At 41.6% G+C, this 26,113-nt stretch carries 21 protein-coding genes, 7 tRNA genes and 1 pseudogene; 20 read left to right on the top strand and 9 right to left on the bottom strand.

From position 1 onward, the window contains the following. Positions 1 to 55: 55 nt before the first annotated feature. Positions 56 to 820: a tetratricopeptide repeat protein gene (locus tag RG963_RS06675; protein WP_310575492.1), complete on the top strand. Its 765-nt coding sequence runs from the start codon at positions 56 to 58 to the stop codon at positions 818 to 820. Positions 821 to 1,003: 183 nt separating this feature from the next. Continuing rightward, a complete protein-coding gene (locus RG963_RS06670) occupies positions 1,004 to 4,090 on the top strand; it encodes a tetratricopeptide repeat protein (RefSeq protein WP_310575491.1) in 3,087 nt (1,028 codons plus the stop codon). Between the two features lie 265 nt (positions 4,091 to 4,355). Here RG963_RS06670 and RG963_RS06665 read toward each other — a convergent pair whose 3' ends face one another. Then, positions 4,356 to 4,571 (bottom strand): zinc ribbon domain-containing protein, encoded by a 216-nt coding sequence (locus RG963_RS06665; RefSeq protein WP_310575490.1) that lies wholly within the window; start codon positions 4,569 to 4,571, stop codon positions 4,356 to 4,358. A 123-nt stretch (positions 4,572 to 4,694) separates the two neighbouring features. On the opposite strand from RG963_RS06665, the gene RG963_RS06660 reads away from it, so the two are divergent. Continuing rightward, positions 4,695 to 5,189, top strand: coding sequence for a hypothetical protein (locus tag RG963_RS06660; protein ID WP_310575489.1), 495 nt, complete (start codon positions 4,695 to 4,697; stop codon positions 5,187 to 5,189). A 144-nt stretch (positions 5,190 to 5,333) separates the two neighbouring features. On the opposite strand, the gene RG963_RS06655 is transcribed toward RG963_RS06660, so the two are convergent. After that, the gene (locus RG963_RS06655; RefSeq protein ID WP_310575488.1) at positions 5,334 to 5,564 is read right to left on the bottom strand and encodes a hypothetical protein; all 231 of its coding nucleotides are present in this window, start codon (positions 5,562 to 5,564) and stop codon (positions 5,334 to 5,336) included. A gap of 66 nt (positions 5,565 to 5,630) precedes the next feature. On the opposite strand from RG963_RS06655, the gene RG963_RS06650 reads away from it, so the two are divergent. After that, entirely contained in the window at positions 5,631 to 6,881 is a 1,251-nt protein-coding gene (locus RG963_RS06650) for a cysteate synthase (RefSeq protein WP_310575487.1), read from the top strand. Between the two features lie 53 nt (positions 6,882 to 6,934). Then, the gene (comE, locus tag RG963_RS06645) at positions 6,935 to 8,092 is read left to right on the top strand and encodes a sulfopyruvate decarboxylase subunit beta (protein WP_310575486.1); all 1,158 of its coding nucleotides are present in this window, start codon (positions 6,935 to 6,937) and stop codon (positions 8,090 to 8,092) included. Positions 8,093 to 8,358: 266 nt separating this feature from the next. Here comE and RG963_RS06640 read toward each other — a convergent pair whose 3' ends face one another. After that, a complete protein-coding gene (locus tag RG963_RS06640) occupies positions 8,359 to 9,678 on the bottom strand; it encodes a methanogenesis marker 16 metalloprotein (protein ID WP_310575485.1) in 1,320 nt (439 codons plus the stop codon). A gap of 353 nt (positions 9,679 to 10,031) precedes the next feature. Between RG963_RS06640 and RG963_RS06635 the strand changes: the two genes are divergently transcribed. The 8 genes from RG963_RS06635 (at position 10,032) to RG963_RS06600 (ending at position 11,559) form a co-directional block, all read left to right on the top strand. Next, a tRNA-Val gene (locus RG963_RS06635) sits at positions 10,032 to 10,105 on the top strand. Positions 10,106 to 10,193: 88 nt separating this feature from the next. Then, positions 10,194 to 10,268 (top strand) — tRNA-Phe (locus tag RG963_RS06630). A gap of 4 nt (positions 10,269 to 10,272) precedes the next feature. Continuing rightward, a tRNA-Gly gene (locus RG963_RS06625) sits at positions 10,273 to 10,344 on the top strand. 68 nt (positions 10,345 to 10,412) lie between these two features. Then, a tRNA-Val gene (locus tag RG963_RS06620) sits at positions 10,413 to 10,486 on the top strand. 88 nt (positions 10,487 to 10,574) lie between these two features. Continuing rightward, positions 10,575 to 10,649: transfer RNA gene (locus RG963_RS06615), tRNA-Phe, on the top strand. Between the two features lie 4 nt (positions 10,650 to 10,653). Next, a tRNA-Gly gene (locus tag RG963_RS06610) sits at positions 10,654 to 10,725 on the top strand. Positions 10,726 to 11,221: 496 nt separating this feature from the next. Further along, on the top strand, positions 11,222 to 11,350 hold the full coding sequence (locus tag RG963_RS06605) for a hypothetical protein (protein WP_310575484.1): 129 nt from the start codon (positions 11,222 to 11,224) through the stop codon (positions 11,348 to 11,350). Further along, positions 11,347 to 11,559: a MoaD/ThiS family protein gene (locus RG963_RS06600; protein WP_310575483.1), complete on the top strand. Its 213-nt coding sequence runs from the start codon at positions 11,347 to 11,349 to the stop codon at positions 11,557 to 11,559. Before RG963_RS06605 ends, RG963_RS06600 begins: the two co-directional genes overlap by 4 nt. A gap of 572 nt (positions 11,560 to 12,131) precedes the next feature. On the opposite strand, the gene RG963_RS06595 is transcribed toward RG963_RS06600, so the two are convergent. After that, positions 12,132 to 12,530: a hypothetical protein gene (locus tag RG963_RS06595; protein ID WP_011308457.1), complete on the bottom strand. Its 399-nt coding sequence runs from the start codon at positions 12,528 to 12,530 to the stop codon at positions 12,132 to 12,134. A gap of 1,158 nt (positions 12,531 to 13,688) precedes the next feature. Between RG963_RS06595 and RG963_RS06590 the strand changes: the two genes are divergently transcribed. Both RG963_RS06590 and pyrE read left to right on the top strand, forming a co-directional pair. Beyond that, the gene (locus tag RG963_RS06590) at positions 13,689 to 14,234 is read left to right on the top strand and encodes a CDP-2,3-bis-(O-geranylgeranyl)-sn-glycerol synthase (protein WP_310575501.1); all 546 of its coding nucleotides are present in this window, start codon (positions 13,689 to 13,691) and stop codon (positions 14,232 to 14,234) included. A gap of 166 nt (positions 14,235 to 14,400) precedes the next feature. Beyond that, complete coding sequence (pyrE, locus tag RG963_RS06585) at positions 14,401 to 14,958, top strand: orotate phosphoribosyltransferase (protein WP_310575482.1); 558 nt, start codon at positions 14,401 to 14,403, stop codon at positions 14,956 to 14,958. A 36-nt stretch (positions 14,959 to 14,994) separates the two neighbouring features. Here pyrE and RG963_RS06580 read toward each other — a convergent pair whose 3' ends face one another. Continuing rightward, positions 14,995 to 15,306 (bottom strand): carboxymuconolactone decarboxylase family protein, encoded by a 312-nt coding sequence (locus tag RG963_RS06580; RefSeq protein WP_310575481.1) that lies wholly within the window; start codon positions 15,304 to 15,306, stop codon positions 14,995 to 14,997. Positions 15,307 to 15,738: 432 nt separating this feature from the next. Here RG963_RS06580 and purD point away from each other — a divergent pair, with 432 nt between their 5' ends. The 5 genes and pseudogenes from purD to RG963_RS06560 all read left to right on the top strand — a co-directional run bounded on the left by purD (position 15,739) and on the right by RG963_RS06560 (position 22,650). Further along, positions 15,739 to 17,040, top strand: a complete 1,302-nt coding sequence (gene purD / locus RG963_RS06575; RefSeq protein WP_310575480.1) for a phosphoribosylamine--glycine ligase — start codon at positions 15,739 to 15,741, stop codon at positions 17,038 to 17,040. Positions 17,041 to 17,136: 96 nt separating this feature from the next. Next, a complete protein-coding gene (gene argF, locus RG963_RS06570) occupies positions 17,137 to 18,045 on the top strand; it encodes an ornithine carbamoyltransferase (protein ID WP_310575479.1) in 909 nt (302 codons plus the stop codon). A gap of 246 nt (positions 18,046 to 18,291) precedes the next feature. Then, positions 18,292 to 18,376, top strand: a tRNA-Leu gene (locus tag RG963_RS06565). 279 nt (positions 18,377 to 18,655) lie between these two features. Next, positions 18,656 to 18,736 (top strand): annotated as a pseudogene (locus tag RG963_RS16540) (IS200/IS605 family transposase); the annotation flags it as partial. 401 nt (positions 18,737 to 19,137) lie between these two features. Beyond that, the gene (locus tag RG963_RS06560; protein WP_310575478.1) at positions 19,138 to 22,650 is read left to right on the top strand and encodes a PAS domain S-box protein; all 3,513 of its coding nucleotides are present in this window, start codon (positions 19,138 to 19,140) and stop codon (positions 22,648 to 22,650) included. Between the two features lie 233 nt (positions 22,651 to 22,883). Here the strand turns inward: RG963_RS06560 and cydB are convergent, their stop codons facing one another. From cydB to RG963_RS06540, 4 genes are read right to left on the bottom strand one after another with little or no spacing between them, the layout of a single operon-like run. Beyond that, on the bottom strand, positions 22,884 to 23,927 hold the full coding sequence (gene cydB, locus RG963_RS06555) for a cytochrome d ubiquinol oxidase subunit II (protein WP_310575477.1): 1,044 nt from the start codon (positions 23,925 to 23,927) through the stop codon (positions 22,884 to 22,886). Between the two features lie 2 nt (positions 23,928 to 23,929). Then, entirely contained in the window at positions 23,930 to 25,246 is a 1,317-nt protein-coding gene (locus RG963_RS06550; protein WP_310575476.1) for a cytochrome ubiquinol oxidase subunit I, read from the bottom strand. Between the two features lie 21 nt (positions 25,247 to 25,267). Next, positions 25,268 to 25,441 carry a hypothetical protein gene (locus RG963_RS06545; protein WP_310575475.1) on the bottom strand — a complete coding sequence of 58 codons (174 nt, stop codon included), beginning with the start codon at positions 25,439 to 25,441 and terminating at the stop codon, positions 25,268 to 25,270. A gap of 26 nt (positions 25,442 to 25,467) precedes the next feature. Then, positions 25,468 to 25,881 carry a Fur family transcriptional regulator gene (locus RG963_RS06540; protein WP_310575474.1) on the bottom strand — a complete coding sequence of 138 codons (414 nt, stop codon included), beginning with the start codon at positions 25,879 to 25,881 and terminating at the stop codon, positions 25,468 to 25,470. Positions 25,882 to 26,113: the final 232 nt, after the last annotated feature.

Raw genomic sequence — 26,113 nt, 5'->3', positions numbered from 1 at the left:
AAAAAATGCGGTCCAAAACAGAACCTATAAAACGTCACACGCCAGTCTTTTTATTATGCTCGCGGAGAAGTTGAGAGAAGAAGCAGTAAAATATTTCAATGAAACCCTGGACCTGATGCAAAAAGGAAGGATCGAGGAAGCCTTTGAATCTCTCCAGACAGCCGAAAAAATTGCACAGGAGGCAAAGGATGGAGCCATTTTGTTCCACACTTTAAAAGTAAGAGGCCAACTGCTGCAATCCCTGGGCAGGCTTGAAGAAGCCCTGGAAACATACACCTTTTCCTTAAGGACCGGCGAAAAACTCCTCTCAATAGACCCGGAAAACAAGCTTTACCTTGATACCCTCCTCATGAACCTGAACAACATAGGGAACCTTGGGAACATATTTCAGAGAGCTGGCAACTCCCAATCCTCGCAAAAGTGTTATGAAATCGGTCTCGAAATCTGCCGGAAACGGCTTGATGCCAGGCCGGAAAGCGAATTTTATCAAATGTACGAAGGAAGCACGCTCAACAACCTTGGAGAACTGCTCGCCGGAATGGGGCAAACCGAAGAAGCAAAAGAAAATTACGAAAAAGCCCTCAAAACATATAAAAAGCTCCTTAAAAGTTATCCTGAAAACACGGAATATCTGTCAGATACAGCAATAACGCTCAACAATCTTGGAACTCTGTTTTCTGAAAAGGGGCAAAAAGAAGAGGCAAAAGAGAACTTTGAAAAAACGCTTGAGATCCTGAAAACCCTGAGCGAAAAAAACCCCGAAAACAAACAGCTCCAGGAAGAACTCAGCCTCATACGGGAAAAGCTCGAAGCGCTCTGAAATCGAACCCGCGTCAACCGTAATCAGCCTTTTGAGCACGAATTTGTCCACGCGCCGTCTGCGCGGCTTTTTCCTGTGTGCTAAGAGGAAGAAGCAATTCGTTTATTATTCTCACACTTTTTGCTACAATTGCATCGTAAAAAAACGCAACATTTAAGCCATCTTTAATTCATTCTTTTTATTATGTCGGAGAGTTTGAGAGATTCGGCTAAAAGACATTTAAAAAAGGCTTCACAACTTGTACAAAAAGAAAAAAATACAGAAGCCTTAATAGAGCTTGAAAAAGCAGAAGAAGCCGTAAAAAGGGTGAAAGCAAATGACATTTTACTCTATGCCCAGACTTTAAAAGGATGTATAATGCAGACAGTGGGGGCATATGAAGAAGCACTGAAGATCCATTCTCTTGCCTTAAAAAAGACTGACGAATTCCTCTCAAAAGATCCTGATAACAAACTTTGCCAGTCAAGTTTTCAGATGAATCTGGATGCCGTTTTTGATATTGGAAACATTTTCTATGAAATGGGACGTTTTCGTCAGGCAAAAAATTGCTATGGGCTACACCTTTTTATCTCTCAAAAACTCCTCAAAACAGATCCCGAAAACGTAGCCTACCAATTAGATGTAGCAATGACACTCAACAATTTAGGAAACTTGCTTTGGAATATGGGGCGCATCGAAGAGGCGAAACAAAGGTACGAAAAAGCACTTGAAATGTATGAAAAACTCCTCAATAACGACCCAGAAAACGTAGCCTACCAATCATCTGTAGCAATGACACTCAATAATTTAGGAATCTTGCTTTCTGATATGAGGAGCATCGAAGAGGCGAAACAAAGGTACGAAAAAGCACTCGATATGAGGCAAAAACTCCTCAATAACGACCCAGAAAACGTAGCCTACCAATTATCTGTAGCAATGACACTCAACAATTTAGGAAACTTGCTTTCTGATATGGGGCACATCGAAGAGGCGAAACAAAGGTACGAAGAAGCACTCGAAAAAGTCTATACTGAACCGATGCAGTACCTGACTATAGGTAAAAAATCAGGGTCAATAATCAGGTTTATTGAATTTAATTTGGAACTGGCAAAAAAAGGCAATCAATATGATCAAATGAAATGCCTGAAAGAAGCAGTCGAGCTGTGCAAAAAATATCAGGATTTTTTAATTAAATATGAGCTGAAGCACGAAAGAGAACTGGTTACTGGAGCAGGGCTAAGTGCATATATCGATTTTCTGCTCAAGAATATCAGAGCTGAGCCCGATGCGGGAAAACGTGCAGGTGAATATGAAAAAGCTATAAAAACAGTCGAAAAGCTAAAATCTGTTGGAGAAGACGAGGCTATTTCAAAACTCTGTGATTCTACCTCATATTACCTTTCTGGAAGAAAACTTGTAAACGAAGCACTTTCTTCAAAGCAGCCTGATCTGAAACGGCTCAAACAGGCAATGGAACAGTTCAAAAAAGCAACTGAAACATATGAAAAAGCAAATGTTTGTTACTGCGTCTATACCGGGCTGTTTGAAGTTCTGAAGGAAATTGAAAAACCTGAGGAAATAGATGTGCTAAGATTGAAGAAAGTTGTAGAGGAGGTTACCAAAGCCCTATCTGATGATGTCAACCCAAGTATCTGCGCTTCATTTAAGAACCTTCCGCAGATCTTTGAAGAAAAAGACTGCAAAACCAGGGAAAAACTTCTTTTTGATTTTTTGGAAAAAATTAATTCAATTGACTACCGACTTCTTGAAAACCTTTTCGAATATGTTCACAGGAAAACAAAGGACTATTTTGAAGAGCCTTTCAACCCTATCAAGATGATCTACGAAAACTGGAAACTCAAAATTATCTTTGATGACCCTGAAAAAGTAAAAGGCAAGTTGACAATCAAAGCAGGGAATAGAACGCTTTTCAATAGGCTCCTTACCCCTGAAGAAAGAAAAAACAATTCGCTTGAAATCGATTATTTTGAAAAAAAATATTTCCCGGAAGGAAAAGACGAAATCACTTTCAGCGTTAGAGGGCAGAAAAAACCAGTCATAAGGTCAATTGACTATTTTGAAAGCATACCTGGAAATAAGAAAATCCGGATCTTACAGCATGACTGCTGCAACATCTCTTTTGAGGGCTCTAATTTACGGATTGCGGCTGTACAATTGAAATATCATGTTTATGGAGAAAATTCAGTTGTAAAACTTACGACTGATGAGGCTTACCACAGGAAAGTTATGGCAATTCTTGAAGATATAAAGGAAAAAGCCAACATTGTGGTATTTCCTGAGTTTTCTATACCTTTTGAATATCTTGAAGAGATACAGCAATATGCCGATGAAAATGGGATTATTATTGTTGCAGGCAGCCATTATGTTCAGGAAAAGAACATTGAGAATTATGGAAAACTGTTCATCCGTGAGTTTGAAGAAGAGGACTTACGGAAAAATATTTCTCCTATTGTGATCCCGGATTCTAAAATCGTGCACAATGAAAAAATGCTGGCAGCATGGGATGAAAGAGGATGCGGCTTTGAGGAAGGAATGGAAACAGGCACATTGAACCATATTCTCAAGCTGAGAGAAGATTTCAGGGTAGGGATTATGATCTGTTATGAATACGTGAATTCTGATTTAAGGCAGCGTCTGATACGTGCCTGTGACGTAATCCTTGTGCCTCAGACAAACCCAGCTCCAGATATATTTTATAGAAAAGCAGACAGTGAGCTCAATATTCAGCTTTGCACCGGAAACAGGGCTCATGTTATGGCAAATGGGATATATACTTGGGGAAAAGATAAAACAATAATACATGGAGGGCATACAGGAGTTGTTTTAACACTTGACAAACACTCATACTCAAAACTTGGGGAGAATGAAACCGTCATAAAGCCAGTTGACGACGTAATGGAACAGTTTGTGTATATAATGTCACTAAATACGGATTTTAATGCATCAAGGGATACTCAGCAAGGGCAAGAACCAATAATCTTAAAGCTAATCCATATTTTTGAAGAAGCTGAAATTCCCGGCAAATTAAAAGAAAAAGGCAGTGAATTTGTGAAACTTATCAACAGAATAAACTCCTGTAATGATCATAATGAATTAAAATGCATGCTTATAAAAGAAAGGGGAAGTATTGAGAAAAAAATAGATGGTATTGAAACTTCCCTGATTAAGCAATTCTCTCCTCTAATGAACAAACATATTCAGAATCTTGATGAACGTAAAATCGAAGAATTAAAAGAAAAATGCCTTTTTCTCGTTATCCCGAATAATTAAAATTAATTCCAGAACTAATAGCGTGCAGGCTTCGTGGAATAGTTCCAATTTTTTCCAATTATTGTGTTCTCGTTTATTCTTTTGCTTGGATTAGATATAGAAAAGGCCGCTCTCCTGCGTCAAGCGTGAAAAAGCTCCGTTAAAGACGCTACTTCCCAGCCCCGGTTAATAAGCAATCAAAAAACGAAAAAAAGAGAGAAAAAGAGAGAAAAAGGGAGAATAAGGTAATTTCGCCAAAGAATTCCTACAAAACTCCTTTATCGGCTTATCTTGATGTAAAAAGGTCAAAAATGTTCCCCAGCATGCTGCTGTCGGCCTGGTAGAATTCGGTGTATTTACAGCGCTTGCAGGTGACGTGGGTGAATTTCCTGTTCTGGACATCGAGGAGTTTGCTGAGAAAGCCGCCTGTGGTGCGGATCTCGCCGGTTTCGTAAGAGGTGTTCCCGCATTTGGGACATATGAAGTTAATGTTTTTGCTCATTTTTATGGCCTCTTTATTATTTTTCAGGTAGTCTGGAGTAGCTTTACTCTTACAATATTTAACATTATTGCAAAAACAAAGGAAAGAGATATTAGAACAAAGGATAATTACTGCTTAAGACCTATGAAAATAAAAGCTATAATCACAATTGCCCTGATAATCTCGGCTGCCCTGCTGGCTGGAAAAGTGTCTTCTGGGATCGACGCTGAACAGTTCAGGGAAGGGAAATATATTCACCTTGACAACATGGAAATCGCATTCAATAAAGCCAATGCCGACATCAGTATAGAGTACCGTCTCAATCCCTTTACCCAGGTTTACATATTCCTTTTCGGGAGCAAAAATCTGGAACCCAAAGTAAAGGAGATTTTTTCTGATTTTGATGATATAGAAATAAAAAATATAGGACTAACCAGTGCTTCAATTGAGGTAAAAAATGTCTCCAAGATAAATGAAGATATCTCCAAGATAAATAAAGAAGTCTACCTGTTCGATTCCTATAAACTGGGGGTGCAGTCTGATGTCCTTACCTTTGTTTATCCTAAAGGCGAGAGAAGGAGTTATGAACATGTAAAAGTCACTCAGCCAGTCTTTTATGAATATGACTTACGCACTTGAAGTACCAAATCAAGTGCAAGCAGCATCATCAAAATCATTGGGATTTAGACAGTTAAGTATTTAGTGTTGCTGTTTTTCTGTTCAACTGCGTAAGTCTTAATGAAGTATAAGAGAAGATGTGCTAGAAATTACTCTCTTACTTTATTACCCATTTATTCTTACTTTTTTTACCTTTTCCATTCCCTCAATCTTCTCCTTTCCGTTCTTCTCTCCTTTCGTTCCAGTTCTTCCCTCTTTCCTTTCCAGTTCCTCAACCTTTTCTTCCCCAAGTGCCTTATTTAATTTCTCCGACTTGTTAATCATATAAAATGATTTTCTTCTCTTTAAGAGAATTGAATATCCAGATCTGGAAATTAATTTAAAAATATAACACAAAACGACTATATAAAATACATTTCAGGAATATATATTTAACAAGAGACCCAATTTTCTTTGATCGCGATGGGAAGATTCAAACTGAAATGTCTGAAGTGCGGAAGAGAATACGGCCAGCAATACAGGCTTACCTGTGAGAACGACGACTCCTTTTTGCGGGCGGAGTACTTTGAAAAGAAGCTTGAACTAAGAAACCAGCCAGGTATCGGAAGGTTCCATTCCTGGCTTCCTATTCAGGAAGAACTTACTACAGCTGCCGGGCCCATAACCTACAAAAGCGAAGCCCTTGCAAGGGAACTCGGGCTTTCAAACCTTTATATAGGGTTCAGCGGGTACTGGCCCGAAAAAGAGGCATTTATCAAGACCTGCAGTTTCAAAGAACTCGAAGCATACCCTACAATGCAGCTACTCAAAGAAAACGGGGAAAAAGCTATAGTCCTAGCCTCTGCAGGAAACACAGGCAGGGCTTTCGCCCACGTTTCGGCTTTGACAGGAACTGATGTCTACATAGTGGTGCCTGATTCCGGAATTTCGGCGCTGTGGCTGCCCGAAGAGCCTACAGCATCCATTCACCTTATAAGTATGAGCCCCGGAAACGACTATACTGATGCTATCAACCTTGCAGGAAGAGTTGCAAAACTGCCTGGCATGGTTCCCGAAGGCGGAGCGAGAAATGTCGCCAGAAGAGATGGAATGGGCACAGTCATGCTGGACGCGGCGGTAACTATAGGAAAGATGCCTGACCACTATTTCCAGGCAGTGGGAAGCGGCACGGGGGGAATTTCAGCCTGGGAAGCCGCATTGCGCCTGAGGGCCGACGGGCGGTTCGGGCAAAAGCTCCCGAAACTTCAGCTTGCCCAGAACCTTCCTTTTATTCCCATGTACAGCGCCTGGAAGGAAAAAAGAAGAGAAATCATTCCCGAGCTTGACATGAAGGATGCAAAGAAACAGGTAGAAGAAACTTACGCCACTGTTCTTACCAATCGGGCTCCCCCATATGGAGTTACAGGCGGGCTCTATGATGCACTTGTTGATACTGATGGGATAATGTATGCGGTTACCAGAGAAGAAGCCCTTGAGGCTAAAGCCCTTTTCGAATCCCTGGAAGGGATCGATATTCTGCCCCCGTCGGCAGTAGCAGCTGCATCCCTGTTAAAAGCCATAGAAACCGGAAAAGTTGGAAGAGATGAGAATATTCTACTGAATATTGCAGGCGGAGGATACGAACGGCTGAAAGAAGACTTTACACTTTTCCTGATCTCACCGGTAGCTACTGCCAGAAACCCTGATGTGCCCTTAGAAGAACTGAACATATGAGTTCGGAAAGACTGCAGAAGAAATAAGAGAAAGCAAACTGAAGAGGTATTTCTATGGCAAGTCCGGAAGAAGAAGTTATAGCAATCATGAAAAAAGCAGGTATTGACCTTGCTGCAACTCTGCCCTGCGACAGGATCAAGAACCTGCTTCCTCTGGTTTCGGAGAATTTCCCAGAGATCAAATTAACAAGGGAAGAAAACGGTGTGGGTATTTGTGCCGGAGCTTACCTGGCAGGGGGAAAACCCATGATGTTGATCCAGAGTACAGGGCTAGGAAACATGATTAACGCCCTGGAATCCCTGAATGTAATATGCAAAATTCCCTTACCTATCCTGACAAGCTGGCGTGGGGTCTATGGTGAAGGCATCGAAGCGCAGGTTCCCCTTGGAGTCTGCCTCCCGGCAATCCTGGAAGGGTCAGGGCTGGAATATACAATAATTGACGAGGCCGAAAAGCTCCCTCTTCTTGAAAATGTAATAAGAGATGCCTTTGAAAACTTAAGACCTCATATAGCTCTTATCTCCCCGAAAGTATGGGAAATGTCTGACTGTTGTGCATGGGAAGCTGCGGGATTGCCAGAAAAACCTGAGGTTATAGAACGGACATGTGCATTTAATCTTAAAGCGGAAAACCTCAGGCCAGTAATACTCAGGAACGATGCAATTTGCGCAATCGCCTCTCAACTTGATGGAGAAATTACAGTAACAAATCTTGGAGTTCCCTGCAAGGAACTTTATGCCTGCCGGGACAGAGATCTTAATTTCTATATGTTCGGTTCAATGGGGCTTGTTTCTTCCATAGGCCTTGGCCTTGCCATCAGCTCTGAGAAGACAGTCGTGGCCTTTGACGGAGATGGAAGCTTGCTGATGAACCCTAACGCGCTTCTCGAGGTTGCAAAAGAGGCCCCTAAAAACCTGATAATTATTGGCCTTGACAATGGCGCCTATGGGTCCACAGGTTCGCAGGAAACCTGTGCCCTTCGCTACATTGACCTGGAAATTTTTGCAAAGGCCTGTGGAATCCGGAATACGGCTAAAGTAAACAGCACAGAAGGGCTCATAGAAACTTTCAGAAAATTCAGGACCATGCAAGCACTTTCCTTTATCCATGTAATTCTGAAACCGGGGAATACAAAAGCTCCCAATATCCCCCTGAGTCCGGAAGAGGTTACAAAACGGTTTAAAACGGCTTTAAAAGCACAGAAGATATGAAAACAGAAACTTATAGATCCGGGCAGCTATTTACACAAACTCATTCCCGACTCTATAACCACGCCCACGAAGATACTGTAAATCTGTACCCCCTCTCCCATAAAATCTCCGGTTTCCCGTGCTCCCGAAGTGGATCTCGGGTGAGGCGCAATTAGGGAGAGAAAAAACATACTTAGTGGTCATTGCTTTCTATCGTCTTCATTGCCTTCTATAAAGTATTTCGGCGGGCTTAGAGCTTTTAGTTTTTCTCTCCGGCTTTTTCGATTTTATTCTCTCCAGCTTATTTTTTCTACAGGCTCCTTGAGTCTGAATGCGCCGGTGAGAATCTTTTCTTTGAGTTCTTCAGCAGCTTTCAATGCCCTGGCACGGTCTGATTGGCGCAGTGTTACTTTAATATCCCTCAGGCACCCTCCAGTTGCACACCTGACAGAACCCAGGTTTGCACTGAAGGTATCCCCTCTGCACCTTGAAATACAGAGCCCACAGTTAAAGCAAAGAGAGCTGGAATGGACAGCCTTTTTATCCTCTGTACGGTAGACGGCTCCCATGGGACAGGCTTCTTCAACCAGACATATCTTGCATTTCAGGCACTTTTCCGGCTCATAGCGGACTGTAAGGTCTGTGCCGTCCCATACATCTCCATAAGTAATTTCACATAGAGGGATTCTGCCTGCAAGATCTACAAGCTTAAGTGGAATTTCTTTATCCAGCTTCAGGATATTTTCCAGCATTCCCTCGTGAAGAACTGGGATTGGAACAGCCCAGGTATTGATAATCTCAGCACCCGCAGAAGTTGAAAAACCTCCCATATATTCAGGATTCATATCATGCAGGTCCGCAAAACCTGTCAGGTTAGGGTTATCCGGGGAGCTTCGGGTGCCTGAACCCGTAACAAATCCGTCTGCTCCGTTAAGAAGCACCCTTGTCCCGATTCCGATAGTCTCGAGTTTGGGGTCGTTTTCAATTGGGTTTAACTCACCGCAGCCGCAAAAAGTCATCTCCTTAAATTCACCTTCAAATGGCAGGGCATGGAAAATTGTTTTAATAGACTCTTTTCCAGGATTTACGAATGCCCTGTAATTCTTAAAGGCATGCCTTGTTGCATGGAGCCGTGCAAAGGGGATTTCAGAGAGCCATGTTTCCACTGAAAAGCGGTGTCCTTCACTGGTGATTACATCAACTTTAATGGTCTTTCCCTCCACCATCTCCCTTAAAAGATGTCCACCTCCGTAATGTGCGTCTGATTCGCTGTGAGCTGTCCCGAGTACTATCAGATCCACGACTCCAAGCCTTTCGTTAGGGCAGGGACCCACAACTGCCGGCACGCCATTCAGCAGGACTTTAGAAGCTTTAACAAACGAGTCGGGCTCTGAGACTTTGAACGAAAGTACAGCATACGTTCCGCTCATGATGCCGCGAGTTGCGGTAGTTACGACATCCACATCTTCAAGCTTTATCTCCTCCCCTGCCCGCATTCTCGCGCGAAGTTCTGCAGCCGTGAGAACCACGGCATCTCCAGCATCAATTTTATTCTGAATTTCCGGAATTGTCCGGCACGTCCCTGTTTTATCGAATGCTCCGTTCATATTATCTTCAACCGAAATATTGAGTTCATGCTATTTTAGAGGCTTGCTCATTGTATTTTAGATGGCAGGATTCTTAGAATAGGTAGAATATACATAAAGTGAAACTACATTAAAGTGAAACGTTAAGAAATGAATGAAAGAACTTTTAATAATTGCGCAGAAAATAAAAATCTGAACTGAGAGTGCAAAGTCAGAGAGCACAGTGAAAAATAGATTAGAGGAGATGCAAAATTTTTTATCATTTATAAGCTGCTTCGAGCAGGTAAAATTCAGATCACCCAAAACTTATATAAATGATGATGCGTACTATGGGGTTGCACTTTGGTGCGAAAAACGGAAACAACAAACAATGTGGGCTCGTGGTCTAGACGGTTATGACGTCGCCTTGACATGGCGGAGGTCCTGAGTTCGAATCTCAGCGGGCCCACTCAAAAACTTTCCGAAGATTTTTCTGGAAAGATTAAAGCACTACCATCTTTAAATAATAGTTTATAGGTAGTGAAATATATCTGCCTGCCCAGGTAGCTCAGTGGGAGAGCGCTGCCCTGAAGAGGCAGTTGTCCCCGGTTCGAATCCGGGTCTGGGCACCATATCACATCAGTAGTGTAGCGGTCATCACCGGGCGTTGCCAACGCTCGAACCCGGGTTCGAATCCCGGCTGATGTATAACTGTTTTAAACGTTAATGTTCCGGATCAATTTTTCCTGATGCAAAGAATAAGTAACAAACAACGTGGGCTCGTGGTCTAGACGGTTATGACGTCGCCTTGACATGGCGGAGGTCCTGAGTTCGAATCTCAGCGGGCCCACTCAAAAACTTTCCGAAGATTTTTCTGGAAAGATTAAAGCACTACCATCTTTAAATAATAGTTTATAGGTAGTGAAATATATCTGCCTGCCCAGGTAGCTCAGTGGGAGAGCGCTGCCCTGAAGAGGCAGTTGTCCCCGGTTCGAATCCGGGTCTGGGCACCATATCACATCAGTAGTGTAGCGGTTATCACCGGGCGTTGCCAACGCTCGAACCCGGGTTCGAATCCCGGCTGATGTATAAATAAAGTTACGAATAAAGTTACGAATTCAGATTAAAGTTACGAATTCGGCAACCTTTTCCAGTTTTTGCTTATCTCTTTTCTCGCTTATTCTTTATTTAGACCTTTTTTCCGAACCCATCATATATTAGAACTTTTTGCTTTAAGTTTGAAATATATATAATATTGTTTACTTTTTCCATAAAAATTAGTCTTGGAATAAATATAACCTGGATTTATTTTTAAAATACTATTTTGGAGCTTTATTGTCAAGCTTTTGAACGATATCAACTTCAACGTTAACCTATACATATGACTAGAATTTAGAGGAATAGCAGTTATAGGGTTTGAAAATCAAATATGTTAACCAAAGCATTGTCAACCAAAACATTAATTAAAACATAAAATCATTATAATCATTGGATATACATCTCGAAGAGACAAAGAAACGAGTCTGCTTGAAGAGATCTATACCAACTGTGTTGCAAACCTGAAAAATCGTAAGGAGATATGAAAATGACAGGAAAGTTCCAGAAAAGAAATGCAGAAAGGAAAGGCATCAGAAAAGAATATGAACTGGAGCAGAAGTTAATAAAGGAAATCGTAAACGAAATTCAGGTAAGCGGCGGTGGATCTATAGAGTGAGCAAAAAAATACACATAACAATCCAGGCTGGAGAGATTTCCGAGCAGACCGTAGAAATGGCCGAGAGCGCTACCTACGAAGACCTGCTTGCTACATTGGATATAAATCAGGAAACGGTACTTGTATTAAATGGAGGGAATGCTGTTCCCCTTGACGGGGCGATAAGTTCCGACAGACTTACAATTCTGAGAGTTGTCACAGGGGGCTAATCTCCCGTAAACGCAGAATCCCTTCTTTATTACAACTTCTTTTTTCCACATTTTTAAAAATTCATAGAGGATTTTTTAGAGCATGTTTATCGCCCGAGTTCCGCTTCGGGAATACGCGGTCCTTCCCGAGTTCCGCTTCGGGATCACAGAAAATCGGAGATTTTCTGGGAGTTGCGATGTAATCGCAACAGCACGGGGTCCTTCTCGCTGCGCTCGAGAGGACTAATTGAAAGGGCTTATTTACGAAATTACAGTTTTTCCGCGTTTTTCGTATTTTCTATGGTTATAGGATATCGATAGAATTTCTCTATACTGTCGATAGTCGTGACATAGAGAAAATCATAGTATAGAAAACTGAGGTAAAATCCTGAAAAGGAGACTGAAAAATCAAACAAGTTAGAAAAACCAGAATTAGCTTAATATTCAATACAAACATCACGTGAATTCAGCAGAAGAAAATTCAAAGGAATGAAGACAGGGAATGAAAATCCCGAGAAGGTTTTATTTCCATAATGGTCGAATTCCAGAGGAGGAGTGTCAGCCATTATGGAGCTAAGCTTGTTTGAAAACCTTCACTTTGAGGGAGTAAGAGGCACCTTTTTACTCATGACCTTCAGCTTCTTAATTGCTGAGATGGTTGCCTGAGATTCCTTGTAAATTTTATCTTCGTAATAACTTATGATCTCGTCAACTGGAGCCGCTAAAGCATAAATCTTTATCGGGCGACCTTTACCAGGTTTTTTTTCCGAACGCACACTAACCCAGGACTGATTGCGCATCAGCCTCATTGCAAGACTGACTTCAGGTTGTCTTAATCCGGTACTGATTTCGATTTCACGGGATGATGCTTCGTCCACATTCATAAGATATGCCATGGTTGTAGCGACATTTCTGGACATCCCGAGATTCCTTAACGTTTCAATGAAAATATGATCGTTTTCGTCCAGCACTTTTACTTCATAGTCCTTCATGATAACCCCTTCATACTTATTTATAGTTTATAGATAAGTTTGTCAGTTAAAAAATATCCGGTAATTTTTATTTTGACCTTCAAAGAATATTTTTATAATCACCTTTTAAAACTGACAACAATTGCTAAATATATACACAGTACATATATTTATACGGTAACGTATTTTGTTTTGAAAATTTAAAGGGAATAAAAAACGTTTTTACGTGATGTAGCGGATTGTTTCCGTTTTAAGTCCAACAACCGGTTATTAAAAGCAAATATTTTATGATTATAACCGACTACTAGAGCCTCATTTTATGAGATTGATGGGAAGGGCCATACAGACTTAACAATTAAACCTGCATACGTATATAATTAGAAGGTTATTCATCTCCAATAATTAATAATGTACTCATACTATTTAAAGTTGTATATATTAAAAGGAAATTGAAAACCTTTCAATTACGATTGACACAGGTTACTATAAAAAAATAATCAAATATAGAAGGTATTATAATACCGCCACCCAGATAAAAAATCTTGAGCCTCATAAGAAAAATATTATAATTCAACTGACTAATAATTTGGGTCCAGGTTTCAGGATAAAATGAAGTCAGAGAATAATTTAGAAATTTAATATTTCCGATTCAGCTAAGAGAAGAGAATAACCACACTTGACAAACCAAACCGACTTACCCCTATGAAGTCCCAGACATTTCTGTATAAAGACCATCTGAGTAAAAAAATAGAGATGATAACTAACATATAAAAAATGCAAACAGATTAGTTTTAATAACTAAAGCGAAAAAGCGAAGCCGATCTCGTAAAAGTAAAGAAATATAAAAACCTTATTTTTTATCAACTCTTTTTTTCACTTTCGTTTGCCGGAAAAAATATTCTAGAGGAGTGAGTTTACAAAATACCTTGAAATGTAGAATTAAAGTGAAAACTTAATAAAATAAATACAATTAAATAGGGTTAATAGTTACATAAGCCCATTATTTAAACGTACCTGAAGAATTGGAAAGTAGGGGAAAACAGTGAGCACATGTTACGGGTACGTTTTACAGCCAATTCATATAAAAAAGAAAGAATATAGAGATATGAAAGAAGTCAAGTTCTGCCTCTAAAAAGAATAAAATCGAGATAAAGAGTTGATATCACGATCGAGCTGATAATTAAAGCATTCTGGCTGATGCTTCCGGCATATCTCCCCAACCCATTTGCAGCTGTTTTCGGTGGTGGAAAGCCGATTGATGGAGGCAGGACTTTAAAGGACGGGAGAAGAATCATAGGAGATGGGAAAACCTACAGAGGGCTTTTTTCAGGTATTTTTTTCGGAGTTCTTGCGGGCAGCATCCAGATCTGGTTAAATTCAAGGGGATTCGAGATTCTGGGGATTGAGATGCCAGCTTTCGGCCCTGACTACCCTAGTGCGCTCAAAGTTGTTCTTGCCCTTGCCTGCGGTTCACTTTTCGGAGACATGTTCAAGAGCTTCTTCAAGCGCAGAATGGGTATGAAAAGGGGAGCTTCCTTCCCACTTGTAGACCAGCTGGATTTTGTCGTGGGAGCCTGGGTTTTCGTATATCTTACATTTCCTGAATGGTTTGTGAGCAATTTTACCCCCTCGATAATGATAACAATCCTCATAATGACTCCTCTGCTTCATCTTACAACAAATATAATAGGATACTTTGCAGGTGTAAAGAAAGAACCGTGGTAAACTTTTAGGAATTAATAAAGTTATGAAAAAAAGAACCTGAAAAAGGCTGATTACGATTCCTGAAGACAAAGAGCAATTAGTAGATTAGTAGAGATAAAAGAACAATTAGATTTGAAAACACTTAATGAAAAACAAATAACTAATAAGGCTGCAAACCGGTGAGATAATGAGCAAATTGGAAACAAAAAATGAGCTAGAGCTACAAAAACAGGAACTGATCGCAGCCCTCAAAGCCTGCGGAGCTGTCCGCTACGGAGACTTCACGCTCGCCTCGGGAAAGAAAAGTAAGTATTATATAGACATCAAAAAAGCCAGTACTGACCCAAAAACCCTGAAGCTTATAGCCAGGCAGGCAGCACTCAGGATAAGGGAGATGGATGTAAACACAATTGCAGGAGTGGAACTCGGGGGTGTCCCTCTGGCAACCGCAGTCTCCATGGAAACCGAACTTCCTCTGCTTATAGTCCGGAAAGCTATGAAAGACTACGGCACAAAAAGCAGGTTTGTGGGAGATATTAAACCAGATGATAGGCTTGTAATGCTCGAAGACGTAACGACCAGCGGAGGCTCGGTCAAAGATGCAATCGAAGTTGTCAGGGAAACCGGAGCAAAAATCAAATACGTAATCAGTGTCGTGGACAGGGAAGAAGGAGCGAAAGAAAACTTGAAGGAAGCAGGTGCAGAACTTGTCCCTCTTGTGAGTGCAAGCGATCTCTTAAAGTAAGGAAAGTTCGAGAGCACCTTCTTGTACTGAAGCTTTTCAAATTTTGCCTTCAAACCCATCAATAGCTGCAGGGAGACACTCAAGAACGCTAGCAAAACCGGAGTGATGTAGGTTCAAGACCACTGCAGCAATAATTTCTTCACGAGTTGCACCCTCGTTCCTTGCCATCATTGCATGCAGCTGTACGCCCCGTGGATTTCGATTCGCAGTCTGGATGGCTATGTTGATTAACTGTTTTGTTTTGGCATCAAGTCCTTTCAAGGCTTTCTGGGCTTCAATAAGCTCATTAAAACGTGCTGCTACTTCAGGACACTCTTTCTGGAAGATTTCATATGGATTTGGATTCATACTTTTCATCTCCTGAAAAGAGTTTACTCATTTTTTACATAATAAAAATTGGGTTTTGTGTCTCAGGGAAGGGAACGAGTTTTCACCTGGTAAGAAAACCTGGAGTTCTGGTTCAGGGAAATGAATTTATATTATCGGAAAGAATTGCGCAAAACTCTAGAAAAATATTAATAAGAAGGATTTTTAGTTAAATTTGAAGCCTAACAATGAGAAGATATTTATCGGAAGAAATAGAGAACTAGGAAGTCCTTCAGCATATTCCTGATTAGAAATTATTGTCGATAAAAATAGATATGCTGCTTAAAGTAATATTGAAAGGTTTTGAGGACAGAAAATCCAACTAACTTTTCTAATCTCATTTCCTTCTTGACACATATTAAAACTAAATTTGAATATAATAAAGTAATCTTTTTAAAAAAGAGGAGAATAAAAATGAATATTTTGCTTATCGGCGGCGGTGGAAGGGAACATGCAATCGCTGAAGGAATTAAGAAAAGCAAGCATAACCCTTCCCTTTATGCGTTAATGGCAAAAAAAAATCCAGGAATTGCTGCCCTCTGTGAGGACTTTCTCCTTGAGAAAGAAACCGAAATTGAAAAAGTCGTTGAGTATGCAAAAGCCAGGAATATCGAAATGGTTTTTGTGGGCCCTGAAGCTCCGCTTGCAGCAGGAATTGCAGATGCTCTCTGGGAAACCGGGATCCCAGTTGTAGGGCCTAAAAAAGCCTGTGCAATTATCGAATTTGATAAGGCCTGGGCAAGGAACTTTATGAAAAAGTATGGAATTGAAGGTTGTCCTGCCTATGAGGTTTTCACTGAGAAAGAACCCGCATATGCTTTCATCGAAAAGCTCGGTGATGTTGCAGTCAAGCCCTCGGGCCTGACAGGGGGAAAAGGAGTGAAAGTTATGGGAGACCAGCTTCCCGACCTCGAAGCAGCCAAGACTTATACAAGTGAGCTTCTTGAGAAAGGGCCTGTAGTTATCGAAGAGCGCTTCATTGGAGAAGAGTTTACTCTTCAGGCTTTGGTGGACGGAAAGAGCCTTGTTTTCTTCCCTGCAGTGCAGGATCACAAAAGAGCGTATGAAGGTGACCTTGGGCCCAATACAGGCGGAATGGGCTCATATACGGACGCCGGGGAGATCTTGCCTTTTATGCTTCCAGAAGACCTTGAAAAGGCAAAAAAGATTATGCAGGATACTGTAAAGGCACTTTATGAGGAAACGGCAACAGGATACAAGGGTATCCTGTACGGGCAGTTCATCCTTACAGTCAGCGGTCCCAAGGTAGTAGAATTCAATGCCAGATTCGGAGACCCCGAAGCTATGAACGTAATTCCCCTTATTGAAACAGACTTCGTGGAAATTATGTCTGCAATGGTTAAAGGAACTCTTGGAAAGCTGCCTGTAAGCTTTAGCAGAAAAGCGACCGTGTGTAAATATGCGGTTCCTGCCGGCTATCCTGATAATCCTGAAAAAGACAGCGAGGTATTTGTAGAAGATATAGGGAAAGCTTCCATCTATTACGCCAGTGTTTACGAAAAAGAAGGGAAAGTTTACACAACTGGCTCCCGTGCCATTGCAGTCGTAGGGTGTGCGGAAACTATAGATGCAGCCGAAAAAATTGCGCAGAATGCGCTTGAAAATATCCGGGGAAAGCTTTTTTTCCGGAAAGATATTGGTACTGCTGCCCTCATCCAGAAGAGAATTGACCATATGAAAGAACTTAGAGGCTGAGTGCCTGAAAAGCTCTGAAAAAGTACGACGTGCAAATAAGTACTATGCAGTAATATAAAGTTTAAATTCAGCCAGAATGAAGTCGGGGTTGAAACGATGAAGAAGGATGTACTTTCGATAACTGACCTTTCCAGGGAAGAGATTTACGAACTCCTCGAATCTGCTGCGGAACTGAAAGAAAAGCGCAAGGCAGGAGAATCCACAGAGTTCCTGAAGAACAAAAGCCTCGGGATGATTTTCGAGAAATCCTCCACAAGGACCAGGGTATCCTTTGAGGTTGCAATGACTGATTTTGGAGGACATGCCCTTTACCTGAACTCAAAAGATATCCAGGTGGGAAGAGGAGAGACTATTGAGGATACCGCCAGAACTCTTTCAGGTTATTTGAACGGACTCATGGCAAGGGTTATAAGTCACGAAACTGTAAAAAAATTAGCCGAATACTCAACAATCCCGGTGATTAATGCGCTTTCGGATAGGGAACACCCATGCCAGATCCTTGGCGACTTCATGACCATCCTGGAATTCAAGAAAAAGTTCGCAGGCCTGAAATTCGCCTGGGTAGGAGATGGAAACAATGTCTGCAACTCTGCCCTTCTTGGCTCAGCTATCATGGGAATGGAATTTGTCATTGCCTGCCCGAAAGGCTATGAGCCAAAAGCCGAGTTTCTCGAACAGGCAAAAGCTCTTGGAGGCAAGTTTTCAATCACAGATGACCCGAAAGCTGCCGCAAAGGATGCAGACATTATCTATACGGATGTCTGGGTTTCCATGGGCGACGAAGCCGAACAGGAAAAGCGCCTGAGAGACTTTATCAGGTTCCAGGTCAATACCGAACTCCTTGGAGTTGCAAAGCCGGAAGTAATAGTAATGCATTGCCTGCCTGCCCGAAGAGGCCTGGAGATTACGGACGAGGTCATGGACGGCCCGAACTCCGTAGTCTTTGAGGAGGCAGAAAATCGCCTGCATGCCCAGAAAGCTCTTATCCTGAAATTGATGAAATGAAAAATTTCATCAATTCTTGATTTTCAGCATTAGACCCGGCTTCCAGAAAAACGACAATTCTCCTGAAGTTAAGGATATATTCCATCCTCAGAAAAGGCTTTCAAGGAAAAGGTATAAAAACAAAGAACACTACTATGTGCTGCTGGAACATAAGCTATATCGTGCGAGGGTTGCCCAGCCAGGCCAAAGACGCCAGATTCAGAGTTTTCATAAAAACTAGTTTTATTAACAAATACTAATCGATTCGCGAGAGTTGCCCAGCCAGGTCAAAGGCGCTGGATTCAGAGTCCAGTCTTGTAGGAGTTCGTGCGTTCGAATCGCACCTCTCGCACTAATTTTTTTAATTTTCCAATTTTAATTTTTTATATATTTCAATATAACTTTTTTATGAAAATTTTCTCAAATCTCTTTCTGATTAAAGGTGACTTTTACTAACATCGTTATCGATTTTCCTGATAGGCTCTTAGTTGTCAAGTTTCTATTTAATCAACTCCTCTGAAAACTTTCCTCCACGCCCGCATGCTCACGAAGTGAGCAGATATCGGGAAGTCACTGGCAAAAAAGAAAAGTAGAATCGGCCGCTGCCATAAAAAGCGTGTTATAGCTGACACATTGTTTCTGGAATTTCTATCCAAGTTCTTACAGATTATTCAAGCTCTATCCTGAAATGAGGAAAAGATATTGGAGTGGCCGCACGCAATTTGATATCTTCAGGATATTTGCGGACATTTCTATAGGCGAGTTAGCGTTAATTTGGACGTTAGATTGCCTGTAGAGATACCTGCATTCGATACCGACGCTGTCGAAGACTCTGTGAAGCCTTGAACTTTTCATAATAAAAGAGGAAGGAAGCTGTTTTTTATTGAGTGTAGAGGTTTTGTGTGAGTTAAAAATAGTGTCCAGATGGCTTCTTAGTATGTAAAACAATATTATAAGGTAATTTTATAAATACTAAGTAAAGAATTAACCTGTCGTAAGATATTAGAGATCCGCTTGTGATCACGTTTATGTCAAATTCTATTTAACAAAAAGATTAGACAAAAGTGTCTAACAAATACTAATTTCCTACTTTAAAAGAGGGATCGGGGAATTATGGGTACTTCTAACCTTCCAGAGAAAGATGAACTAGAGATCCAAATAGAAAAACGGATCGCTGAATTGGAAAAGGTTAATCAAGACTTACGTGCCGAGAATATGGCACTGAACCGGGATATCACCAAGCACAAAAGGGCTGAGGAAGAATCGGGCCAGAATGAGCAACATTTTGGGCTGAAGCTGGAGAATAACCTCTCAACTTCCAGGAAGGCAGAAAACCTTGAGCTGACAGAGATCATTGATATTCAGGCAGTCCAGTCCATCATGGATGACTTTTATAAATTTGCTCACATTACCATGGCCTTGCTTGATCTCAAAGGCAATGTTCTGATAGGTGTTGGATGGCAGGATATCTGCACCAAGTTCCATAGGGTCCACCCCGAAACTTGCAAGCACTGTGTGGAAAGTGATACAAAGCTGTCCGCAGGCGTTCCTCCTGGAGAGTTTAAGCTGTACAGGTGCAAAAACAACATGTGGGACATAGTAACTCCTATCATTGTTGCCGGCCAGCATGTCGGCAACATCTTCTCAGGTCAGTTCTTTTTTGACGACGAGCCTGTGGACTACGAACTCTTCCGAACCCAGGCTAGAAAATATGGATTTAATGAAGAGGAATACATAGCAGCTCTAGAAAAAGTTCCACAGCTGAGCAGAGAAACTGTTGAAAATAGCATGTCCTTCTTCATGAAACTTGCCAATATGCTCTCACAGCTAAGCCACAGTAACATCAAGTTAGCCCAGTCGCTAGAGGAACGCAATACTCTGGTTGATGATTTAGACCGTGCCCAAGCTGTGGGAAATGTAGGAAGTTGGCGTCTGAATGTGCATAAAAACGAATTAACATGGTCCGATGAAAATCATCGTATCTTCGGCATTCCAAAGGGTACTCCTTTGACCTATGAGACTTTTCTTTCAACAGTTTATCCAGGTGATAGGGAATATGTTGATAATGAGTCGAAGGCAGGGATGGCTGGAAAACCATACGACATCGAGCACCGCATTATCGTAGACGGTAAGATCAAGTGGGTACGTGAAAAAGCATATCTTGAGTTTGACAAAGATGGAGCTGTCGTAAGCGGTTTTGGTATAACCCAGGATACAACCGAGCGCAGGCAGGCGGAGCACCAGCTCAGCAACGAACTGGCTCGAGCGACCGGCTTATACGAGCTCTATACCCGATCATCGAACCTATCAGACCGCGAACTCTACGATTTCGCACTCAATCAAGCCGTCAAGATAACCGATAGCATGATCGGCTTCTTCCATCTCATCTCCGAGGACGAGAAAGAGATCATCCTCACCACCTGGAACCAGGAAGCATTGAGGTCATGCACAGCAGGGAACGAAGGGCACTACTCTATTGAAAAGGCAGGTAACTGGGTCGATTGCGTCCGGCTAAAGCGGCCGGTGGTCTGCAATGACTTTCCTTCCTCACCGAACCAAAAAGGACTGCCGGCCGGACACGCTACAGTGAAGCGATTCATGAGCGTGCCGGTCACCGAGAACGGCAAGGTGAGGATCATCTTCGGTGTGGGCAACAAGGTGGATAAGTACGACGACCGCGATGTCATGCAGCTCCAATTGGTGGCTAATGAGCTTCACAAGATTATGAAGCTGCGTCGCATCGAGAACGAGGTCCGGGAGAGCGAGGCTTTCCTCCGAGACATCATGGAGAACGTCTCGGACGCCATCTTCGTCAAGGATAGAGAAGCCCGGATGATCCTGGCAAATCCAGCTTACTATAGGCTTATGGGCGAATCCCCTGAAGAGGTCCTCAATAAGACCGTTGCCGATTTTCACCCTCCTGAGATAGCCAAGAAGCTAGCGGAGGATGACAAACGAGTCATGGAGACCGGAAAAGGGACAACCTTAGAGGAAAGAATATCTACATCACATGGATGGCGCATCCTCCAGACCGTAAAAACACCGTACTATGATGGACAGGGCAACATCATAGGATTGATAGGAGCGGCGCGGGACATCACCGAGCGCAGACAGGCAGAAGAAGCTCTAAAAAAAGCACATGATAGTTTAGAAAAACTAGTCGAAGAGCGTACAGCAGAACTTGAGAAATCATACAACTCATTGAAGGAAAGTGAAAAAAGTCTTTCTGAAGCCCAAAAAATCGCTCATATTGGAAATTGGGATTGGAATCTTGTAACCGGTAAAATATGGTGGTCTAATGAGCTTTATAGAATTTTTGAGCTTAATCCTCAAGAGTTACCCCCAGCTTATAGCGAATTTTTAAATTACATACATCCCGAAGATCGATGCTATGTGGATGATTCGGTTAAACAAGCTTTAAACGGGAAATCTTACTGCATTGATAATAGGATTGTTTTAGCCAATGGGGAAAACCGCGTAATCCATGTACAGGCAGAAGTTGTCATTGATGAGAAAAATACTCCTATTAGAATAAGAGGCACAGTTCAGGACATAACTGAGCGTAAGAAAGCAGAAGAGAAAATTAGGATATTAGCGGATGCTGTGGAATCGTCAAATGATGCCATTTTAACAGGGTCTCTCGATAGTAGTATTACCAGCTGGAATAAGACGGCAGAGCATATTTACGGTTATTCAGCTGAAGAAATTATTGGGAAAAATGTCTCAATCCTTGAACCAGAAAGCATCAAAGGAGAAATAAAAAAGATAATTGAAAAGGTTAAACAGGGAGAAAAAATCCAGCATTACCGAACTTTACGGCAAAAAAAGAATGGCACAATAATAAATGTTTCAATAACTTATTCTCCGATTTTTGACGCTTCTGGAAAGCTGATGGCTATCTCAGCTATTGTCAGAGACATTACTGAGCAAGTCAACACGGAAAAGCTGCTAGCAAAAGCTGAAGAAGCCAGAAAAAAAGAAATCCATCATAGAATAAAAAATAATCTCCAAGTGATCTCTTCCCTTCTTGACTTACAGGCTGAAAAGTTCGGAAGCAGAGGATCTGCTGAGGATTTGGAAGTTCTTAACGCTTTCAGGGAGAGTCAGGACAGAGTAATGTCAATTGCCTTTATCCACAAAGAGTTGCACGAAGGCAGAGGAACCGATAAACTAAATTTCTCACCATACCTGAAAAGGCTTGTTGAAAATCTTTTCCAGACTTATAAACTTGGCAGTCTCGATACCAGCTTAAATTTGGATGTTGAAGAAAACATCTTCTTTGATATGGATATTGCAGTTCCGTTAGGAATTATTGTTAACGAACTTGTTTCCAATTCCTTAAAGTATGCATTTCCAGACAAAAGAACAGGAGAAATCCAGATTAAACTCTTCAGTGAAGAAGCTACCAGTGAGCTGGATACCAGAGGGGAGCTTTTCAAAAAAGGTAAAAGATATACCTTAATTATTTCAGATAATGGGATTGGTATTCCCAAGGAAATAAACTTAGAGAATACGGAGACTCTTGGTGTGCAGCTTGTAAATATCCTGGTAGAACAGTTAGACGGTCAGGTAGAGCTTAAAAGAGATAATGGGACTGAATTTGTAATTAGCTTCGGCGCAGAATAAAAAGAGAATTAATAAAACATAAGTTCTTTATTGCTGTCGGAGGGTATACTTGCACTATTTCATAATAAAAGAGCTAAGGAAGCTGCTTTTTAACCAAGTGTAGAGGCTCTGTGTGAGTTGGAAGAAGCCAGAAACACTTGACATGTGTGCTGTTTTAATTATGATATATGTCTACGGTTATCTATGCTTCGTAGATAAAGTGACAGAAGAAGTGAAAAATAAGTGAAAACAGGTCAGTAATCGACCTGTTCTGTTTCTTTTATCTTTTCTTTGAACAGAGTATATACCCACAGCTGATAGATGATGACTATGGGTACGAATACCAATGCTCCTCCCAACATGATGCTCAAGGTCATGTGGCTTGATGCTGCCTCAAAAATATCTATTCCGTATTCAAGAGAAACAGAGGACTTAAGCATGTAAGGATAGATACTTGCAAGCCCGCTTTGAACAACGAAAAGAAGCGCCAGGAGATTGCTGAAAAAGGCCGGGAATCCCTTATCCTTTTTTGCAAAAACCCCAGCAAGGATAGCTGCCACTACCGCAAGAACTGGCAATAAGTACAGAGCTGGTGTGGCTGAATAGTTGGTTGTAAAACCTTCTATACCCACAAAGGAATATGCCAGATAGACCAGAACAAGTACAAATACAATAGGAGTGCTCTTCTTTGCCAGATCACCTGCTTTTGCAGCTATTGCACCTTCGGTCTTGACATTGATCCAGAGTGCACCTGAAGTAACACTCATAAGCACGAACAGGACACCACCTATTAATGCATACGGGCCGAAAAGTCCAGGAAGGGTGCCTTTATAAACTCCTCCTGAAGCGATTTCAAGCCCCTTGAAGAAGTTCGCAAATGCAACTCCCAGGACGAGAGAGATCAGCAGGCTTCCAGCGAACCATCCCCACATAAGGACTTTCTGTATCTGGGGATTATCATCCTTGTGGAGATATTCCACGGAAATGCCCCTTGCGACCAGGCCGATGAGCAGCAACATCATAGGAAGATACAGGAAGGTAAACATCTTAGAGAATACCAGAGGAAATGCAGCAAATGTTCCACCTGCAGCCAGGATGAGCCATACTTCATTACCGCCCCAGAAAGGACCCACAGATCTCTGGATTTGTATCCTCTGCACCTTATTTGTGGCAATAAAAGGTACCAAAAGACCTGCTCCAAGGGAAAACGAGTCTACTATGAAGTAAACTCCCCATATTACACACCACAGGAAAAACCAGATAACAGCCAGCATGTCATGAGTAAGGAAATCGAACATCTTCACTCAACTCCTGTAGCATTGACTACGGTTTTCCTTATGAGGTATATCTCAAAGACCATCAGGATCAGATAGAATGTACTGATAAGGACAACACTTAACAACACATCTGAAGTGGAAACCGAGGATATACCATTAGCTGTCTTTAACAAACCATATACCAGCCATGGCTGCCTTCCTACCTCAGCTACAATCCAGCCAGCGGTGATGGCAAGATATGGAAGCGGAATTGACCACATCAGTAGCTTCAGATACTTATCCGATGTGTACAGCTTGCCTGACTTTTGAAGATATAAGCCTAAAAGAGCCTCTATGATGAACAGAGATCCCAGAATTGTCATCAGCCTGAAGCTCCAGAATACCATTTCTACAGGTGGTAATTCAGCCTGAGGCAGCTGGTTAAGTCCTGTTATCGTTCCGCTGAAACTTCCTGTATACAGGAAACTTGCAAGCCCTGGAATTCCCAGCAACTGAACACTATTGGAACCAGTGCTTGAATCAGGCATCTGTATTAGATACATGGGCACTGAGGAACCTGTTTCCCATATCGCATCCATTGCCGCTCCTTTAGCAGGCTGAAGCTCAGCAACATATTGTGCATAACCGTGACCAAGAACTGGAAGCAGGACTGCAGTAAAGAGTGCTATGGTAACTGCTATGCTGAAAGACTTCCTGAACACTTCATTGTTGTTCCTTTTAAGGAAATGATACGCACAGATTCCCATGATCAGGAATGCGGTTAACAGGTAAGCTGAAAGCAGAGTGTGTACCAGCATGTACCACACATAGCTGTTTGTAAGTAGAGCAAAGAAATCTGTCATAACCACCTTGCTCCCATCAGTAGCCATCTCATAGCCGACTGGATTCTGCATAAAACCGTTAGCAGTGATAATCCATAATGAAGATATGTTGGTACCCAGAGCGACCATCCACATGGAAAATGCCTTTAGTTTCTGACGGTTGCGGTCCAGGAATATCCATGCGCCAAAAAAAGTACCTTCAAGGAAGAAAGCCAGTAATGCTTCCACTGCTAAAGGTGGTCCAAAGATATCTCCCATGAATTCCGCATAGGCACCCCAGTTCGTACCAAACTGGAATGTCATTGCAAGACCTGTTACCAGACCTATTGCAAAGTTTATCTTGAATATCCTACCCCAAAAATCGGCCATCCTTCGCCAGGTTTCATCTTTGTTCTTGTAGTACATTGTTTCCATGCCTGCCACCAACAATGCGAGTCCCAGTGTTAGTGGAACGAACAGGAAATGGAACGCAACTGTTATGGCAAACTGAAGCCGGCTTAATAAAAGCAACTCAACCATTCATATCCCTCGTTTTTTTACTTACTGCACAAGATCATATTTGCGCTGAAGCAAGTCGATGTATTCCGTCACGGCTTGCAGATCATCTTCGTGTTCAATTTCATCAGTGAGAATCTGAAGTACAGTGTTGTATATCACCGGATCTTTATCTTTGACCATCTGAAGGATATACCATTGTACACCTGGATAGCACACTGTTCCCCCTTGATGTTCTGCTCAAGTTATGTTTTCTCCTTACACTCCTTACACTTCTTACAGATGCCATAAAAGTTAGTGCTCGTTGAAACAATAGTAAATCCGTCTATTTCCTCAGCTATCTTCATCGAGTAGTCCAACAATTGTTCTGAATTAAAATCCTCCATCATTCCACACTCCCGGCAGATGAGATGGTGATGTGGAATGAAATTCGCTTCAAATCTTGAGACCCCTTTTACATTCACTTCCTCCAGTAACCCTTTCTCCGTAAGGAATTTGAGATTTTTATATACGGTAGCCTTGCTTATACGCGTCAGTTTTTTTCTGACCCCATCATAAACGTCGTCTACAGTGGGATGACCCTCGTGTTCGCGCAGGAAATCAAGTATTTCGACTCTCTGGTTTGTGTATTTCATGTCAGCTTTCTCTGTGGGCTTCATTGCCGTCCACCTAAACTACCTGTGAAAGCAGGTTTATTCAGATATAAATGATATCTATTACTAAATGATATTTGTTATTATTTAACAATTACTATCATCTTATTTATTCTTTACTTTGAGAAGGCTTGTAACTGCTTTCTTTTTCTAATGCCTTAATTTACAGTTTCTTGCAACCTTAATTGGAATATAAATCCAAATTTTAAAGTACTTTTTTGGGGAATCACCTAAGAAT

This window comes from Methanosarcina baikalica (assembly GCF_031461075.1).
Lineage (GTDB): Archaea > Halobacteriota > Methanosarcinia > Methanosarcinales > Methanosarcinaceae > Methanosarcina > Methanosarcina baikalica.
The sequence above is the reverse complement of the archived record's forward strand: the minus strand, read 5'-3'. Positions and strand labels throughout refer to the sequence as shown.

Bases quoted from the DNA above. Each gene is read 5' to 3' on its own strand.
- RG963_RS06675 (WP_310575492.1), top strand. From the start codon at position 56: ATGCTCGCGGAGAAGTTGAGAGAAGAAGCAGTAAAATATTTCAATGAA.
- RG963_RS06670 (WP_310575491.1), top strand. From the start codon at position 1,004: ATGTCGGAGAGTTTGAGAGATTCGGCTAAAAGACATTTAAAAAAGGCT.
- RG963_RS06665 (WP_310575490.1), bottom strand. From the start codon at position 4,571: ATGAGCAAAAACATTAACTTCATATGTCCCAAATGCGGGAACACCTCT.
- RG963_RS06660 (WP_310575489.1), top strand. From the start codon at position 4,695: ATGAAAATAAAAGCTATAATCACAATTGCCCTGATAATCTCGGCTGCC.
- RG963_RS06650 (WP_310575487.1), top strand. From the start codon at position 5,631: ATGGGAAGATTCAAACTGAAATGTCTGAAGTGCGGAAGAGAATACGGC.
- comE (WP_310575486.1), top strand. From the start codon at position 6,935: ATGGCAAGTCCGGAAGAAGAAGTTATAGCAATCATGAAAAAAGCAGGT.
- RG963_RS06640 (WP_310575485.1), bottom strand. From the start codon at position 9,678: ATGAACGGAGCATTCGATAAAACAGGGACGTGCCGGACAATTCCGGAA.
- RG963_RS06605 (WP_310575484.1), top strand. From the start codon at position 11,222: ATGACAGGAAAGTTCCAGAAAAGAAATGCAGAAAGGAAAGGCATCAGA.
- RG963_RS06595 (WP_011308457.1), bottom strand. From the start codon at position 12,530: ATGAAGGACTATGAAGTAAAAGTGCTGGACGAAAACGATCATATTTTC.
- pyrE (WP_310575482.1), top strand. From the start codon at position 14,401: ATGAGCAAATTGGAAACAAAAAATGAGCTAGAGCTACAAAAACAGGAA.
- RG963_RS06580 (WP_310575481.1), bottom strand. From the start codon at position 15,306: ATGAATCCAAATCCATATGAAATCTTCCAGAAAGAGTGTCCTGAAGTA.
- purD (WP_310575480.1), top strand. From the start codon at position 15,739: ATGAATATTTTGCTTATCGGCGGCGGTGGAAGGGAACATGCAATCGCT.
- argF (WP_310575479.1), top strand. From the start codon at position 17,137: ATGAAGAAGGATGTACTTTCGATAACTGACCTTTCCAGGGAAGAGATT.
- RG963_RS06560 (WP_310575478.1), top strand. From the start codon at position 19,138: ATGGGTACTTCTAACCTTCCAGAGAAAGATGAACTAGAGATCCAAATA.
- cydB (WP_310575477.1), bottom strand. From the start codon at position 23,927: ATGTTCGATTTCCTTACTCATGACATGCTGGCTGTTATCTGGTTTTTC.
- RG963_RS06550 (WP_310575476.1), bottom strand. From the start codon at position 25,246: ATGGTTGAGTTGCTTTTATTAAGCCGGCTTCAGTTTGCCATAACAGTT.
- RG963_RS06540 (WP_310575474.1), bottom strand. From the start codon at position 25,881: ATGAAGCCCACAGAGAAAGCTGACATGAAATACACAAACCAGAGAGTC.